The sequence below is a fragment of the Myxococcus llanfairpwllgwyngyllgogerychwyrndrobwllllantysiliogogogochensis genome, from assembly GCF_006636215.1.
Taxonomy (GTDB): domain Bacteria; phylum Myxococcota; class Myxococcia; order Myxococcales; family Myxococcaceae; genus Myxococcus; species Myxococcus llanfairpwllgwyngyllgogerychwyrndrobwllllantysiliogogogochensis.
Genome location: NZ_VIFM01000004.1, coordinates 1 through 13,795 on the forward strand (window position 1 = coordinate 1; position 13,795 = coordinate 13,795).

The window sequence follows — 13,795 nt, forward strand, 5'->3', positions numbered from 1 at the left end:
GGCCTGGGGTGGGGGCCGTTCGAGGCGGGCATGGTGACCATCGGCACGGGGCTGGGGGCCATGTCCTGCAAGCCCGTGGCGCCGTGGGTCATCAAGCGGCTGGGCTTCCGGACGACGCTCGTCGGTTCCAACCTGGCCGCGGCGGTGCTGACGGCGCTCCCGGCGTTCTTCCGCAACTCCACGCCCATTCCGCTCATCGTCGCCACGTTGATGGTCAGCGGCTTCGTGCGCTCGCTGCAGTTCACCGCCATCAACGCCGTGGCGTACGCGGACATCCCTCGGGAGAAGATGAGCCAGGCCTCCACGGTGGCGGTGGTGACGCAGCAGATGGCGCTGAGCGTGGGCATCAGCCTGGGCGCGCTCATGCTGCATCTGGCGCGAGGGAGTGGGGATTTGCCGCTGACCCCGGACCGCTTCTTGTTGCCGTTCCTCGCCGTGGGCGTGGTGTCTTCGCTGGCGGGGCCGCTGTTCAGGCGGTTGCCAGAAGACGCGGGTTCTCGCATCGGTGGGCGCGCGGTGAGCTGAGCGGAGGCGCCGCTGCCCGGGCTGGAGGGGACCCGGACAGCGAACGCCCCCGCTCACTTCCCTTAGCGACCGTCGTGGTAGCAGAAGCCGTAGGTGCGGTCGTAGCCGCCGCCGGAGCGGCCGTAGTTCATGTAGCCCAGCTCCTCGCCCGGGCCGCAGTTGCTGCGCGCGCGCTCATAGGCGTAGCAGGTGCCCTTGCCCGTACGGGCAAGGTCCAGACACGCGCCGCGCGCGCCCTCGGTGCCGCAGAACTCCGCGTAGCCCACGCTGCACTGCTCGCCAATCCGCGCGGGGTCGAAGTCGAAGCCGAGCGGCTGGAGCACGGACTGCTCGATGCACAGGCCGTAGACGCCGCACACGGTGCCCGTGGGGCAGCCCGGGTTCGCCGCCATGAAGTCACACGTCTTGAGGCACTGGGCGTTCGCGGAGAGCAGGTCCGTGCAGGTGAAGCCCTGCTCGCAGTCCGTGGAGTCCAGTTCGTACTCGCTCACCGCCGGGGTGGTGGTGCACGCCTGGCCGTGCGTCTTGGTGCCCAGCGCCCGCTCCAGCGTGCCGTCGCTGGCGGCGTAGTTGGTGGGCACGCAGGTGGTGTCCGGCAGGTTCGCCGTCAGCGAGCCCTCGCGCGGATCGCAGCCACCCGGGCGCACGGTGTTCCACGTCGCGAAGCGGATCCACTTGCACTCGCCGCCCGGCACCACGGCGCTGCCCCAGTACGGGGCGTTGAGCGGCGCGGCGTCCACGGACTCGCGGAGCACCACGTTCGCCAGCGCTCCAATCGTCTGGTCCGGCGAGACCTTCAGCGCGACGAGCATCGTCCCGGAGTCGGCGACGAGGTACTTCTCCGTTGGCGCACCGGAGTCCTGGTAGCCCATCACGCAGCGATCACACGTGAAGGTGTTGCCTCCGCCCACGGACAAGTCATACAGCCCGGGCGCGGTATTCACGTCCAGCCGGAGGTACGCCAGGTTCGTGGCGGTGGGGGCGGCCGGGTTGGTGAACGTGCCCCGGTACGTCGGCTGCTGCGAGTACCTCACCGGCGTCAGCTCCACGCCGTTGCTCAGCTCTCCCAGCGTGATTTCGGTACAGCCCGGGGGAGGCGTCAGTGACTTGGACTGCTCCTCGATGGAGCGCACTTCCTCCTGGTTCGTCGCGGGCTCCTTCGTCGTGGTGGGGCCACAGCCCACCAGCCCCGCCAGCAACACCGCACCCCAACGCAAACCCTTCGCAGACGTATCACCGAGACGGGACGCCATGTTTCCACCAATCCTTGTCATGCACGCACGCGTGCCGCCAGCCGGGAAGTTCCGGGGGCTCTGGGAATACTTGTAGTTTTGATACTGATGCAACTTCATTTCGACAAAGGTCGAGATGGAGCGAGATGACCTTCAAATGGCAAGTAAGTCCGCCCGCGCAGGGATGGAACGGAGCGCGCGCTGGAAGGTCGCATCTGTTTCCCTTGGTTTACTCGGAGTTCTGAAAAGGGATGTTTCGTGCGGACTGCGCGTGTGATTGGCGCAAGTGGCGGAAGGGGACTGGCCGCGCGGTCCACTCCGAAGAGCGGCGCCCAATGACTACGTGGGATCCACAGGGTCCTGGATGCCCCGGACGGGTGTGACGCCTCGGGCCGAGGAGGAGGGCGCTTCCTCGCACCGAGGTCCGCGAGGGAATGTGCTCTCCTGCAGGCCTCCCTTTGGAAGGAGTGTCACCATGAAGAGCACCCTGAGTGGTTTCGCCGTGCTGGCCGCGGGCTTCCTGATGGCGTGTGGCGGGGAGTCCCCGCCGCTCTCGGAGCAGCCCGTTCCGTCGACTGTCCTGGAAGGCGCGCCCACGGAAGGCACCGCCGGGGAGGTGTCCGCCCAGGCCTGTGTGCAGCTCTACCGCCCTCGGTACAGCGCCTGGTACAGCTCGCTCCCCTACAGCGAGGAGGGGCTGGTGGCCTCCTGCTATACGAACGATGACTGCACCACGGAGTGTTCAGGCTCGGGGGATGGGCCGTACGCCTCGCACTCCGGCTTCTTCTACTGCACCTACTGCCCCTGAGGCCGACGTTGGGTGCGTAGGGCTTGGGTCCGCCCCGGAGTTCTGGGGCGGCCCATGCGTCTTTCAATCGCAGGGAAGCGTCGAAGGCACCGTCGACGACAAGCGCGGAGCGGCGCCCCTCACGGGGGGCTCAACGGACTTGCATCGACGTGGTGATGCTTTCGACCGCGCGCAGCTCCTCCGGCGAGAGCGCACGCAATGCCTTCAGGGTCTGCTCATGCGCTGCTTTATACGCGGTCTCATCCGAGCGCAGCATCGCGGCCTCTCCCGCGCGCACGGCTGTCGTCAGCGCCATCACGGTGCGAGTGTTGACGCGCTTCGCCGCGAGTGCTCGCTCGAAGTGGTCCGCATTGCCAGCCACGGTTTCAAGGCCAGAACCGTTCGTGAGTCCTGTCCCTTCAGGGACTGTCGGTTCCTGCTGAGTTGGGGCGTGTCATGGTAGACACCGGGACGCAATCGCCGGAGAGGAGACACAGGACCATGGCCGCGAAGCGCGCTGTGACGCCCCCGCAAGACGGCTCGAAGGAGGTCACCGCGCTCCTCGACGAGCGAGCGCACCCGCTGCGCAAGGACATCGACCAGGTCCGAAAGCTCATCCTCGGTGTCGACCCCTCCATCTCCGAGGCGGTGAAGTGGAACACCGCGAGCTTCCGCACCACCGAGTTCTTCGCGGCCGTGCACCTTCGCTCCGAGGACCGCGTGCAGCTCGTCTTCCACACCGGCGCGAAGGTGAAGCAGAGCGCGAAGAGTGGAGTCGAGCTCGACGATCCGGAGGGACTCTGCCGGTGGCTCGCGAAAGACCGCTGTCTCGTCACGCTCGAGTCCGTACGGAGCCAGCGCAAGGCGCTCGAGGCGCTCGTGCGTCAGTGGATTCGACAGGTGGAATGAACCCAGGGTGAAGACGCAGTCCGTGCGGGACCTCGGCGAACGGCATGGGGCTCCTGCGTGCCTTGCGGTCCTGGGGCGTCTCGCCGGTCCAGATTCCCGCGCTTCGTCATGCCCGAAAAAGCTAGAATCCGTCCACCATTCGCCTCGCGACGTCCCTCGCGGCGCAGACTGGACGGAGCTGTTTCAGAATGATTCTCCGCATCGTCACGGATGAGGACCTTCCCATCTTCTTCGAGCACCAGTGCGACCCGGAAGCGCTGCGTATGGCCGCGTTTCCATCGCGGGCGCGCGACGCGTTCATGACTCACTGGCGCACGAATGTTCTCCGCCCTGAAAACGTCAACCGCACCATCGTTGTGGGTGGCGTGGTCGTTGGGAACATCGGCAGTTGGGAACAGGATGGAAAGCGCCTCATCGGCTATTGGGTGGGGCGCGAGCAGTGGGGCAAAGGCATCGCCACCCGGGCCCTCACTGAGTTTCTCGCGCTCGTGCCCGCCCGGCCGCTTCATGCGTGGGTCGCTGTCCACAACACCGCGTCGATCCGCGTCCTCGAAAAGTGTGGCTTCCACACCATCATCGATGAGCATCAGGAACACCCGGATGGAGTCGCCGAAGTCCTCATGAGGCTGGGTTCGACGTAGCGAAGGTCGTCTGGCTTTCCCTTCGAGGCATCACCGCGTGCCGTGAAGACAAGAACCACGGGTGGGTCGGCTGGGCGCGAGGTGTGGACGTGGCGCCGCATCTTCTCGACGTATCCCGTCCGTCGGCAGCCGGCCTGTGCTCGCCCTCCTCGAAATCAGCGATGGCTCCCGTGGTTTCGAAAGCATGCCGAGAAGGTGGGTCGGTTCTGAATCACAAGCACCAGATGACGCAGGGTGTTGTTGATGGCGTGGAGCCGATTCGCACCGGGTGGCCCTGGGAGGAGGTGCTACTCTTCCAATGTCTTTCAATCCAGAAAGGCGCTCGAGGAGGCGTACATGCGGATCAAGTCCTTTATCACCAAGGCGCTGCTGACCGTGGGCTTGCTGTCGGGATGTGGTGGCGTTGACGCGGAACAGGACCCCTCGGTCGAGGCTCTTGCGTGCGGGGGCGTGTGCGACCGCCTCTACAACCGCTGCCTGTTTCTTGAAAACAGGCCGGCTGATGAATGCGTCGCGGATTGGGATGCCTGTATGGCTCGCTTCTGCCCCGCGGTAGACGCGGCTGAAGCTGAGTAGCAGGTCCTTGAGCAAGAGCGGCCCGCCCAGGCATTCCCTGGGTCGGGCCGTTGTACGGCGGTTGCTCCCGCGCCAGCCTCCGACGGCTACGTCACGCGCCGCACCTCGAGGATGGTGCCTTCCAGCTCCGGCGTCCCCAGTGAGATGAGCTGCTCCAGCTCTCCCCGGACGATGAAGTTCGCCTGGGCGCGGCTGAAGAACGTCTCACCCACGGGCTCCATGGCGCGCTGGATGTCCAGGAGGCTCGCCGCGGGCTGGAGCAGCCGCAGCCTCACGCCCGACTCGTCGGGATACGTGTCCTCGTCCTCAAGGTTGCCCATGTCCGCGGAGGCGGCCAAGGCCGCGGCCAGGGCACGCGAGAGCAGGGGCGCGGCGTTGCCCGGGGCCTTCACCCAGGCGCGGATGGACAGCGACAGCTCGCACCGGCGCCGTTCCAGGAAGCCGTCGGCGCGGTCTCCTCGCAGGAAGGCGACCACGGCCTCGTTGGCCACGGCGGGCGCGCGATAGAGGCGCAGCGTGGTGTCCTCGAGCGTGTAGTCATCGCCCCTGCGCAGCGGGTGCCCGGGCGGTGACTCCACTTCGCTCACCTGTCCGCGCGCATTCGCGGGGAGCGTGAAGTCCTTCGTCGTCCCGTTGCCCGCCCAGCGGTGCACCTGGGCGAAATAGGACGGCTGTCGTTGCGCCGCCAGGTCATCGCCTTCCGGAAGCGCCAGCTTCAGTCGGGAGGCATAGACCTCGACGAGCGCCTCCGCGTCGGCGGCGGGTCCTCGTGAGGGGCCGGTCGCGACCTCCACCGTCTCGGGGACGGCGGGGCGCAGGGCATCGTGGAAGTAGGACTCGATGGCGAGGAGCATGGGGTGGGGGTCTCGCTACCTCGGGAAGAGTGGGTAGGTCTCCCGCTGGGGGATGACCACCTGGAGCCCGGAGAGGGTGATGTCACCGGCCACGCGCGACTGGACGAGGACTTCCAGCGGCGGCGGGCTTCCGGTGCCCCCGGGCGGCGTGAGGGTGGCCAGGGCCTTGGCATCCAGCGCGACGGAACCGTCCTCGCGAGCCGTCACGTCGAGCACCTTCGTGCCCCAGCGGAGCTGAAGACGGGGCGGGAGCGGAGGCACGGCTGTGAGTGGACGCAGGCGTGGACGCGAGCATGCCCAGAGCGCCTCCGCGTCCTCTTCCGCTCCCGGAAGGCCATTCTCCCGAGGCAGCCAGGGGCCCAGGGCCTCGGTGCGATGCAGCGCGGTGCCAGGCGTCAACGAGCCCGGCGTGGGAGCGGTCTCCGCATGGTCCGTGAGGCTCCAGAGGACATCTCCTTCGTCCACCGTGAGGACGGCCCACCACGGGCCCGTTCCGAGCGCGAGCGGCTTGCCAGGAGTGAAGGCGACCCAGCGCGAGGCCCACGGAGCCGAACCCTCCTGCTCCAGCAGCAGGGGAATGGAACCGCCAGCCAGGGGCGCATCATCGGGCCGGTCATGCACGTCGGCATGAAAGGCGAGGGTTCCCACCACGCGCCGGGTCAGCGGACGCAAGTGGAGGTCCAGGGCCGCGAGCGGGCCCGTGGCGCGCGTCGCACGGAAGGCCTGCGCGGCGGAGTACCCGGAGCCGCAGTGGTGAGACAGCGCGGGCATCGAGGGCGGGCGCGGCGCGAGGGGAAGGTCCTCATCGTGCAGTTGATGCTGGACGTGGAACCGCACCTCGGAGAGCGCGCGGTCCCTGGGCACGGTGACTCGCGCGGACACGCTGCTGTCCGTGTTCACCGCCAGCGTCTGGCTCTCCGCGCCGTCGCTCCAGCGCTGGATGACCTCCAGCGTGTCCATGACGAGCTGGACGCGGTCGAACATGCCCAGCCCCGACGAGCGCAGCGCCACCGCCACCGCGCCGGACTTGAGGTCCACCGGCCACGCGCGCTGGAGCGCGTCGCTCAACGCATCCTCCAGCACCAGCTCCTGCCGGGGCAGCAGGGGCAGCGCATGGTGGAAGAACAGCGCGCCCGCGCCTACGCCCACTGTCGCGGTGAGGTCGGGAGGCCGCGCGGGCGCGCGCAGGGCGATGCTCGCCACCTGGGTCGCCGCCAGCGTCTTCGGCGTCCCCACCGGAGGCGGCGCGCTGCTCGCCTCCACGAACTCCACCAGCAAGCGGCTGGCGAGGATGCCCGGCAGTGGCGCTGGCGCCACGGCGTTCACCGACACCGTGTCCGACGGCGTCGGGGGATACCAGGCGCCGCCCTCCGCGACGCTCAGGCGTCCCTTCTTCTCCGTCTGCGTGGGAGAGGTCGGCAGCCGCACGTCCACGGAGGACAGGGGACGACGCGCCCCCCAGTCCAGGCTGAGCCAGGTGATGGGCTGCGCGGGGTCCAGGACGGTCTGCCCCCCGCTGGTGGCCAGCGTGGCGGTGGGCGACAGGTTCACCGTCACGTCATCCGACGGCGCGCGGACGGTGAGTGCCGCGCGCACCAACGCCACGCCCGCCGGCACGTCCAGGGCGACGACGAGACCGGCGGTGTCCACCGGAATCTGTGCGGCCGTGGGAGGGGTGGCCGTCCCGGTATAGGTCAGCGTGGCGCCGACGCGCGTATCACTCATGGCGGAGTCCTGACGTCGTGCGGGGAATCAGCGAGCGGCTTCCTTGATGTCCGTCACGGTGGCGGTGCCGCCCTCGGCCTTCGCGGGCAGCAGCTCCTGGAGCACCTGCATGGCGCCCTCGATGCGAAGCATCGTCTGCACCAGATGCGAGCGCTTCGCCTCCAGCTCCGCCATCATCTTCTGACCTGCTTCGTGCTCGGCCCGGAGGTCCGCGAGGCGCTTCTCGATGGCATCCATCATGACTTCAGCTCCTGGTTCTGGAGACGCTGCTCGAGCGCCGCCAATCGTTCGTCGTATTGCTGCTTGAGTTCCTTGAGGGCCGCGATGGCGAGCACGCTGAAGGCCTGGTGGGCCAATCCCTTGATGACCTTGCCGCCCGCGGATTCGAGCTTCAGCTCGCTGACGAGCTCCGGGAAGACGGTCTCCACTTCCTGCGCCACCAGGCCCAGGTTGAGGTCACCGGTGTTCTTCCAGTTGAAGCTCACGGGCCTGAGCGCCAGCACGCGCGGGAGGATGTCCTGGAGCGAGGTGATGTTGTCCTTCAGCGACGCGTCCGAGGGGCCGCGCCAGATGCCGTCCTGCTGCATCCACTGGCCGTTGCCGTTGCTGTGGAACAGGTGGAAGGTGCCCTGGCCCTCGTAGCAGAGGTCCATGAAGCGGCCGGACGTGTTCTCCTGGATGCGCAGGCCCGCGTTGGCCGCCTGCTGGACGACGTGCAAGGGCGTGGAGGGGCGGGGCGTCCCCATGCCAATGAACCCATTGACGAGCGTCAGCCGCTCGGCGCCGGCCTGATGGAAGATGATGGAGTCGCCCGGCTCGTTCGTGCAGGCGATGACCAGACGGCCGTTCTCCTCTTCACCGGGCAGCGGGTTGGGCACGCGGTAGTAGCGGATGAAGGCCGCGTCTCCGGTGCCACCCCACGAGTCCTCGGGGAACTGGATGCCATTGCCGGACGCGTTGCCGATGGAGGGCATGATGGCGCCGCTGACGCGCAGGCCGCCGCCCTGGATGTCCAGCCGCGCGCCCGGCGTCACCGTGCCGATGCCGACGCTGCCGTCCGCGCCCATCCACATCGTCTGGGTGCCATTCACCGTGAAGGAGAATGCGTTGCCAACCCGGGCGCCCACGTCCCAGAACAGGCCCGTGGCGACGCCGCCGCTCAGGCCGTAGCGGATGGACGCGCGGTTCTCCGTCTTGTGCCAGATGACGTGGGGGTTGTTGATCATCAGGCCCGCGCCACCGCCGGCGCCGATGGTCACCTGTGCCGTGCCGCTGCCCCAGTCCGTCGTCGTGTTCACCACGAACCTGTCGAACCCGGCGGCGGCCCCCGAGAGGCGGATGTCCAGCGCGCCCTGCGGGTCCGTCGTGTTGAGGCCCACGCTGCCGCCGGACTTGATGTGGATGCGCGGCGTGCCCAGGCCCGAGCCCGTGTCCGCGTCGCCTCCGTCCTCGGTGATCTGCAGGCCGGTGGCGGTGGCGCCCTGCTCACCGCGGAGCTGCCAGCTCTTGGCGCGGCTTCTCAGCACCAGCCCCGCGCCCTCCGTGCCGCCGGTGGTCCGGATGACGGCGCCAATGCCCCAGCCCGTATCGCCACCGCTCCGCAGCTCCAGGGGGGCGTTCTGGTTGCCACTGCCCGGCGCCACGACGAGCAGTCGCTTGGTCCCCGCCGTCGCTCCGATGCCCACGTTGGCCGTCGCGACAGACAGCGGGCCCGTGAGGTTGCCACCGCCGATGGACAGCTTCTGGGTGTCCAGGGTGCTCAGCCGGGTGGCCAGGTCCACGCCGCCCACCGACATCGACACGGTGGCGTCCACCCGGCTCACCTTCAGCACGGCGGTGGCGGAGATGCTTTCGCCATCCAGTTGCCGGCCGTCGTCGGAGCCATGGTGGGTGTGGGCGCGGATCTCATCCCGCGTCTTGATCTGCATGTTGTTCCAGGTGTCCGCCAGGATGGGGTCACCGGACTTCGCGGTGTAGAAGGGATCACTCATGACTGGAACCTCGAGGTATCGAAGCGGGTCGCGGAGAAGACGCCGTCCCAGGCGAGCTTCTCCTGGGGATCTGGGAACTGTTCGTGCAACTCGATGGTGGAACCGAACGAGGTCAGCGCGTCCTTCGGCTCCAGCTTCTCGGTCAGGGACGTGTCGACCTCCATCCGGAGCGGTCCCTCGCTGGCGACGAGCGCCTCCGGAGGCAGGGGCAGCGTGAACTCGATGCGCGTGCGCACGCCGGCGCAGCGGCCGTACTCCAGCGCGCGCATCAACTCCTTCACCAACCCAGGCAGCCCGGGCACCACCTGGTCCTCGTTGGGCACCTGAAGGTGCGGCGGGATGTAGTCGACGGGGATGGTCAGCGTGCAGGTCGCGGGCGTTATCTCCGTCCAGTCGAGGCGCACGTCCGCGCGCGGCGTGGCTCGCACGGGCAGGGCCCACGCCACGGCGGCGTCCCGTCGTGTCTGGGACCAGCTCGTGAGGTAGGAGTGGACCTGTTGTTGATCCAGCGTGTCGTAGCGCCAGTGGTTCTCGCCCAGCGCCAGGTCGGGGACGTGCTGGTCCTCCTCGAACACGGAGAAGCGGGACTCGGGCGCATCGAAGCGCGTGAGGACGCCCGGGTCCGTCAGGGCGGAGAAGCGGGTGGGGTGTGTCCGGATGACGGGGTTCTTTACGGGGTCCACGGGAATGCCGTCGATGAAGGCGGCTCGCTCGTCGCGCAAGGTCAGCGTGGAGTTCAGGGGAACCCGGCCCAGGAAGATGAGGTCCAGCCCGGACTGCTCGTGGCGGAAGACGGGCACGGCGATCTCCTTCTCCGTCGCCTTGAGGGAGATGGCCGGCGATGCGACGTGGAGCCCTCCGTTCGTGGCGATCAGCCGCTGGCCCCCGCTCACGTTGCGGAAGCTCGCGCTCGAAGGCGTCGGAGGATTGTCCTCCAGTTCGACGCGAATGGTCCGGTAGGTGCCATCCGTGCGCGGCACGGAGAAGAGGCCGACCGCGAGCTTCCCCTCCCACGTAATCACCGGCGGCTGCCGTGCCATGTAGACCAGGGACACGAGCCGGAGCAGCGCGCGCGCGGAGGCCATGCCGGTGCGGTGCAGCTCCACCACGGTGGCGACGCGCTGGCGGAGGTAGTCGGCGGACTCTCCCCGGCGAGGCAGCAGGTTGTAGAGCGCGGCGAGCTGCCCCAGCTCCGAGTCCGCCTTGTTCGCCAGCGACTCCTCGACGGGAAAGCCCCGCGCGAGCGCGTGCCAGCGGGAACGCATCAGCCGCGTCAGGCCTCCCTCCATCTGCTCCAGCTCCTGGGCGAGCGTGGAGAAGAAGAGGTTGAGCTTCGTTCCGGACTGCAGAACGGGCGGCAGGTAGCCCACCATGCGACGTCTGCGTTGGTCCGCGCTCATCCGACACCCACCAGCTCTGCCCCGCCGAACTGCAGCCGGACGTCGGCTCGCACCAGGAGCTGGGTGACCTGGGCGGGCACGACATGGGCGGGATTCGTCGCCAGGACGAGCGTCGCGGTGATTCCGGTCTCCAGGGTGACGTCGCAGCCCAGCAGCGCTTCGATGCGCGCCTGCGTCTTCAGGCTCTGCTGCAGGGAGTCGAAGGTGAGCTTCGCCTCGCGACCCATCTGAGCGTCCTCGGAGAGCCGCGCCGCGTACACGTCCAGGGCGCCTCGCAGCGCCTCGCGCACCTGCTCGGCCGTGCGCGCCTCGCCACTGGACAGCGAGACGACCAGGTCCAGCCGCCACGTCGGCGCGCGCAGGCGGGTGATGCGCGGCGGCTTGAGCTCCAGGTCGATGCGCGCGGCCTCCAGGGGCTCCAGCTTCCAGTCGCGGTTGGCGCCATACAGTCGGCCCGCCGTCTCCTTCACGAGGACCTTCTTGATGGGAGGTCCGGGGTCGGTGCCCCAGACATACGTCTCCACGGACAGCTCGTTCACCCTGCGCACCGCGGGGTTGCCGAAGAGCAGGGCCTCCAGCTTGCGGCGACTCACGGGCGCGCCCACGGGCAGCTCGTTCATGTGGAGCGCGAGCGTCTGCTGGAGCTCCCGGCGGAGCCGGTCGAACGTCACCTCGTCCATCTCCGGGTTGGTGGGCTCCACCTGGAAGTCCACCTGGAAGAAGACGGTCTTCGCGTAGCGGAGCCGGACGTGGATGCCGGCGGCCTTCGTCTCCCGGATGGCGGACTCGACGCGGACCACGCCCTCGACGTCCGACTCGAAGTCGGTGTCGCCGACGAGGACATCGACGACGCCCGGAGGCGCGTCGGCGGGCTCCCTCACCGTGACTTGCTGCACGCCCTGCTGGCGCACGGCGGCGGCGATGGACTCCAGCGTGCCCTTCTCGCCATCCCGCAGCGCGGTGCGAGCGCGCGCGCGGAGGTTCTCGTCCGTCTCATCATCCGAGCCGCGCCGCAGGGGGGCCGGATTGGTGACGGCCTCGATTCCCAGGATGGGCCTGGGCATCAGCGTCAGCCGGAAGGGGTTGATGACGGGAGGCGCCTCGGCCGCGGCCCCGGCGTCATCCTGGATCTCCTGCACGGGAATGAGGACGCGCGTGTCGCCCTTGCGCAGGGTGGCGTCCTCGAGCGTCTCGAAGAGGGGGAGCGGCTTGCCGTCCGCCGCCAGGCCCGTCAACTGCCGTCCCGCGGGAATGCCGATGTCCTCCGGCGCGGGGGCGGCGCGGCTGAGCTCCACCTCGCCGGTGAGGCGACCTGCGCGTGCGCGCTTCAGGCCCAGCACGGCGACGACGTTGTCCAGCGCGGCGCCTTCCGCTGTGTCGAGGTAGCCGGAGCGATGGGCCAGCTCCATCATGGCGTAGAAGGTCGCCATCTCCCGTGCGTAGGCTTCGGCCAGGGTTCGCGCCATGCCACCGGCGTTGGGGTCCGTTCCCGGCCCCATGTTCTTCAGCAGCCGTTCGACGATGGCGCTGAAGGTGGTTGTCTCGGGAGGGATGAGGCTCAAAAGGAGATCTCCCACATCATCTTCATGACCATGTTGGAGCCGCGATTGACCTCCTCGAAGCGGACCCGGTTGAAGAGGATCTTCGTGGTCTCCCCCAGGGTGACTTGAATGCCGGCCTCGGTGAGCGGCTGCACCGTGGCGTCGGTGATGGCGGGCAGGGTGGCCGTCACGAGGGCGCGCACCAGGCTGGAGCCGTCACCCGGGTCGATGACCTCCACCTTGGGCGCGGGGTCCTCGGCCTCGGCCGCCGGGCCCTTCAGCACGGTGTCCCCGGGCACTGGCGCCTCGGTGCCAGTGCCCACGACGATGGACCATTTGACGGGCAGCCCGTTGACCCGGCCCATCAGCAGCTCCGCCACCAACCGCTTGCCCGCGGTGGTGATGAGGTTGGGGACCCGGCGCCGCTCCATCAGGGAGCCATCCAGGTTGAGCAGCTCGAGGGTCAGCACTCCGTTCATGCCCTGCTTTTCCTTGCCGTTCATCACGCTCTCCCGAAGTCGTGTCCGTACCCGTTGCCCACGCCGCCGCGCTCAACCCAGGTCGAGCGCCAATCCCAGCTCCACCGCTTCACCGCTGATGGCCTTGATGCGGGCTCGCACATCCACCGCGCCCGGCACATCCGCCCGGGCCGTGACGCTCAACTGCGTCACCTCGTCCACGCGCGGGTCTTCCTTGATGGCCTGCCGCACGTAGCGGCGCAGCAGGTCCAGATTGGCGCGATCCAACGGCTCGCCGATGAGGTCCGCCACGCGGCTGCCGTAGCGCTGGTGGCCCAGTTGCTCCAGGTGTCCCCGGTAGACGATGAGCCGCATCGTCAGGGCCTGGATGAGGTTGTCCTTGCCGCTCACCGTGGTGGCGCCGTCGTCCGTGGACCAGTCCAGGTCCACGCCGCCCGATTCGTTGAACTTCAGGCGCAGGTCCGTCTTGAGCTCGTCCGCCATCAGAGCAACCTCCCCGGGCCCGCCGTCGCCCCGGGCGAGCTGGGAATGCCCGGGGAGACCTTGAGGCGCGTCATCATCTGTGTGAGCGCGTTGGACAGCGTCTCGGCCATGGCGCCCGCGAGGTCCGGCGCGTTCTCGCCCCGGATGCCACCGGCCATGAGGAAGCCCAATGCAATCGGCTGGAGCATCGGCTTCGCGGGAGCGGCGCCCATGAGGCTGCCGGGCGACGACGTCACGAAGCCCGCGATGGCGATTCCCGGCGCCACCATCACCTGGACGGTGAAGAGGATGAGGGCCTGCTCCACTGTCTGGGCAATCGCCTTCGCCAGCGCGTCCCGCTGCTCGCCGTTGATCTTGTTCGACGCGAGCAGGCCCTTGGCGATGGGCTCTATCTGCGACGCGCCGGGGCCGCCTGCCGGCGGTGGCAGCATCATCCCGGGCCCCGCGGTGCTGCCCGCGCCCGGTGGCGGCGGCGCGGCGGCGGGGATTCCCGGCGTCACCATGGCCATGGAGGCGAAGAGGGTGAAGGCCTGACCACAGGCGTCGCCGAGCGCGGTGGCCAGGTCCGGGGCGTTCTCTCCCCGGAGGCTCGCGGACTGCATCGCGCTCTTCGCCAGGGCGCCTATTTCGCTTCCGCTCGGTGCAGGCATGG

Annotated in this window: 16 protein-coding genes; 5 read left to right on the forward strand and 11 right to left on the reverse strand. The window is 68.7% G+C overall.

The features are described 5' to 3' along the window. Positions 1-525 (forward strand): MFS transporter (locus FJV41_RS01525; RefSeq protein ID WP_141640581.1); only part of this gene is annotated, 525 nt, incomplete at its 5' end. Positions 526-587: 62 nt separating this feature from the next. Here FJV41_RS01525 and FJV41_RS01530 read toward each other — a convergent pair. Continuing rightward, on the reverse strand, positions 588-1,778 hold the full coding sequence (locus FJV41_RS01530) for a hypothetical protein (RefSeq protein WP_141640582.1): 1,191 nt from the start codon (positions 1,776-1,778) through the stop codon (positions 588-590). Positions 1,779-2,232: 454 nt separating this feature from the next. On the opposite strand from FJV41_RS01530, the gene FJV41_RS01535 reads away from it, so the two are divergent. Next, a complete protein-coding gene (locus FJV41_RS01535) occupies positions 2,233-2,565 on the forward strand; it encodes a hypothetical protein (RefSeq protein ID WP_141640583.1) in 333 nt (110 codons plus the stop codon). A 130-nt stretch (positions 2,566-2,695) separates the two neighbouring features. Here FJV41_RS01535 and FJV41_RS01540 read toward each other — a convergent pair whose 3' ends face one another. Continuing rightward, positions 2,696-2,926 (reverse strand): hypothetical protein, encoded by a 231-nt coding sequence (locus FJV41_RS01540; RefSeq protein ID WP_141640584.1) that lies wholly within the window; start codon positions 2,924-2,926, stop codon positions 2,696-2,698. A 119-nt stretch (positions 2,927-3,045) separates the two neighbouring features. Between FJV41_RS01540 and FJV41_RS01545 the strand changes: the two genes are divergently transcribed. The 3 genes from FJV41_RS01545 (at position 3,046) to FJV41_RS01555 (ending at position 4,670) form a co-directional block, all read left to right on the forward strand. Further along, positions 3,046-3,453, forward strand: coding sequence for a DUF1801 domain-containing protein (locus FJV41_RS01545; protein ID WP_174455367.1), 408 nt, complete (start codon positions 3,046-3,048; stop codon positions 3,451-3,453). A gap of 188 nt (positions 3,454-3,641) precedes the next feature. Continuing rightward, complete coding sequence (locus FJV41_RS01550; protein ID WP_141640586.1) at positions 3,642-4,094, forward strand: GNAT family N-acetyltransferase; 453 nt, start codon at positions 3,642-3,644, stop codon at positions 4,092-4,094. Between the two features lie 336 nt (positions 4,095-4,430). Further along, positions 4,431-4,670 (forward strand): hypothetical protein, encoded by a 240-nt coding sequence (locus tag FJV41_RS01555; protein ID WP_141640587.1) that lies wholly within the window; start codon positions 4,431-4,433, stop codon positions 4,668-4,670. 86 nt (positions 4,671-4,756) lie between these two features. Here the strand turns inward: FJV41_RS01555 and FJV41_RS01560 are convergent, their stop codons facing one another. From FJV41_RS01560 to FJV41_RS01595, 9 genes are read right to left on the reverse strand one after another with little or no spacing between them, the layout of a single operon-like run. Then, positions 4,757-5,524, reverse strand: coding sequence for a hypothetical protein (locus tag FJV41_RS01560; RefSeq protein ID WP_141640588.1), 768 nt, complete (start codon positions 5,522-5,524; stop codon positions 4,757-4,759). Positions 5,525-5,539: 15 nt separating this feature from the next. Beyond that, positions 5,540-7,249, reverse strand: a complete 1,710-nt coding sequence (locus FJV41_RS01565) for a hypothetical protein (RefSeq protein ID WP_141640589.1) — start codon at positions 7,247-7,249, stop codon at positions 5,540-5,542. A gap of 27 nt (positions 7,250-7,276) precedes the next feature. Then, positions 7,277-7,489 (reverse strand): hypothetical protein, encoded by a 213-nt coding sequence (locus FJV41_RS01570; protein ID WP_141640590.1) that lies wholly within the window; start codon positions 7,487-7,489, stop codon positions 7,277-7,279. Continuing rightward, the gene (locus FJV41_RS52005) at positions 7,486-9,240 is read right to left on the reverse strand and encodes a tail fiber domain-containing protein (RefSeq protein WP_181790322.1); all 1,755 of its coding nucleotides are present in this window, start codon (positions 9,238-9,240) and stop codon (positions 7,486-7,488) included. The genes FJV41_RS01570 and FJV41_RS52005 overlap by 4 nt, the downstream gene beginning before the upstream one ends. After that, on the reverse strand, positions 9,237-10,640 hold the full coding sequence (locus FJV41_RS52010) for a hypothetical protein (RefSeq protein ID WP_174462132.1): 1,404 nt from the start codon (positions 10,638-10,640) through the stop codon (positions 9,237-9,239). The genes FJV41_RS52005 and FJV41_RS52010 overlap by 4 nt, the downstream gene beginning before the upstream one ends. Beyond that, positions 10,637-12,202 (reverse strand): baseplate J/gp47 family protein, encoded by a 1,566-nt coding sequence (locus FJV41_RS01580; RefSeq protein WP_141640591.1) that lies wholly within the window; start codon positions 12,200-12,202, stop codon positions 10,637-10,639. Before FJV41_RS01580 ends, FJV41_RS52010 begins: the two co-directional genes overlap by 4 nt. Then, positions 12,199-12,684: a hypothetical protein gene (locus tag FJV41_RS01585; RefSeq protein WP_141640592.1), complete on the reverse strand. Its 486-nt coding sequence runs from the start codon at positions 12,682-12,684 to the stop codon at positions 12,199-12,201. Before FJV41_RS01585 ends, FJV41_RS01580 begins: the two co-directional genes overlap by 4 nt. 48 nt (positions 12,685-12,732) lie before the next feature. Beyond that, a complete protein-coding gene (locus FJV41_RS01590) occupies positions 12,733-13,143 on the reverse strand; it encodes a contractile injection system sheath initiator (protein ID WP_141640593.1) in 411 nt (136 codons plus the stop codon). Further along, entirely contained in the window at positions 13,143-13,793 is a 651-nt protein-coding gene (locus tag FJV41_RS01595; protein WP_141640594.1) for a hypothetical protein, read from the reverse strand. The genes FJV41_RS01590 and FJV41_RS01595 overlap by 1 nt, the downstream gene beginning before the upstream one ends. Between the last annotated feature and the right edge of the window lie 2 nt (positions 13,794-13,795).

Bases quoted from the DNA above. Each gene is read 5' to 3' on its own strand.
- FJV41_RS01550 (WP_141640586.1), top strand. From the start codon at position 3,642: ATGATTCTCCGCATCGTCACGGATGAGGACCTTCCCATCTTCTTCGAG.
- FJV41_RS52010 (WP_174462132.1), bottom strand. From the start codon at position 10,640: ATGAGCGCGGACCAACGCAGACGTCGCATGGTGGGCTACCTGCCGCCC.
- FJV41_RS01585 (WP_141640592.1), bottom strand. From the start codon at position 12,684: ATGAACGGCAAGGAAAAGCAGGGCATGAACGGAGTGCTGACCCTCGAG.
- FJV41_RS01555 (WP_141640587.1), top strand. From the start codon at position 4,431: ATGCGGATCAAGTCCTTTATCACCAAGGCGCTGCTGACCGTGGGCTTG.
- FJV41_RS52005 (WP_181790322.1), bottom strand. From the start codon at position 9,240: ATGAGTGATCCCTTCTACACCGCGAAGTCCGGTGACCCCATCCTGGCG.
- FJV41_RS01565 (WP_141640589.1), bottom strand. From the start codon at position 7,249: ATGAGTGATACGCGCGTCGGCGCCACGCTGACCTATACCGGGACGGCC.
- FJV41_RS01595 (WP_141640594.1), bottom strand. From the start codon at position 13,793: ATGCCTGCACCGAGCGGAAGCGAAATAGGCGCCCTGGCGAAGAGCGCG.
- FJV41_RS01560 (WP_141640588.1), bottom strand. From the start codon at position 5,524: ATGCTCCTCGCCATCGAGTCCTACTTCCACGATGCCCTGCGCCCCGCC.
- FJV41_RS01535 (WP_141640583.1), top strand. From the start codon at position 2,233: ATGAAGAGCACCCTGAGTGGTTTCGCCGTGCTGGCCGCGGGCTTCCTG.
- FJV41_RS01545 (WP_174455367.1), top strand. From the start codon at position 3,046: ATGGCCGCGAAGCGCGCTGTGACGCCCCCGCAAGACGGCTCGAAGGAG.
- FJV41_RS01570 (WP_141640590.1), bottom strand. From the start codon at position 7,489: ATGATGGATGCCATCGAGAAGCGCCTCGCGGACCTCCGGGCCGAGCAC.
- FJV41_RS01530 (WP_141640582.1), bottom strand. From the start codon at position 1,778: ATGGCGTCCCGTCTCGGTGATACGTCTGCGAAGGGTTTGCGTTGGGGT.
- FJV41_RS01590 (WP_141640593.1), bottom strand. From the start codon at position 13,143: ATGGCGGACGAGCTCAAGACGGACCTGCGCCTGAAGTTCAACGAATCG.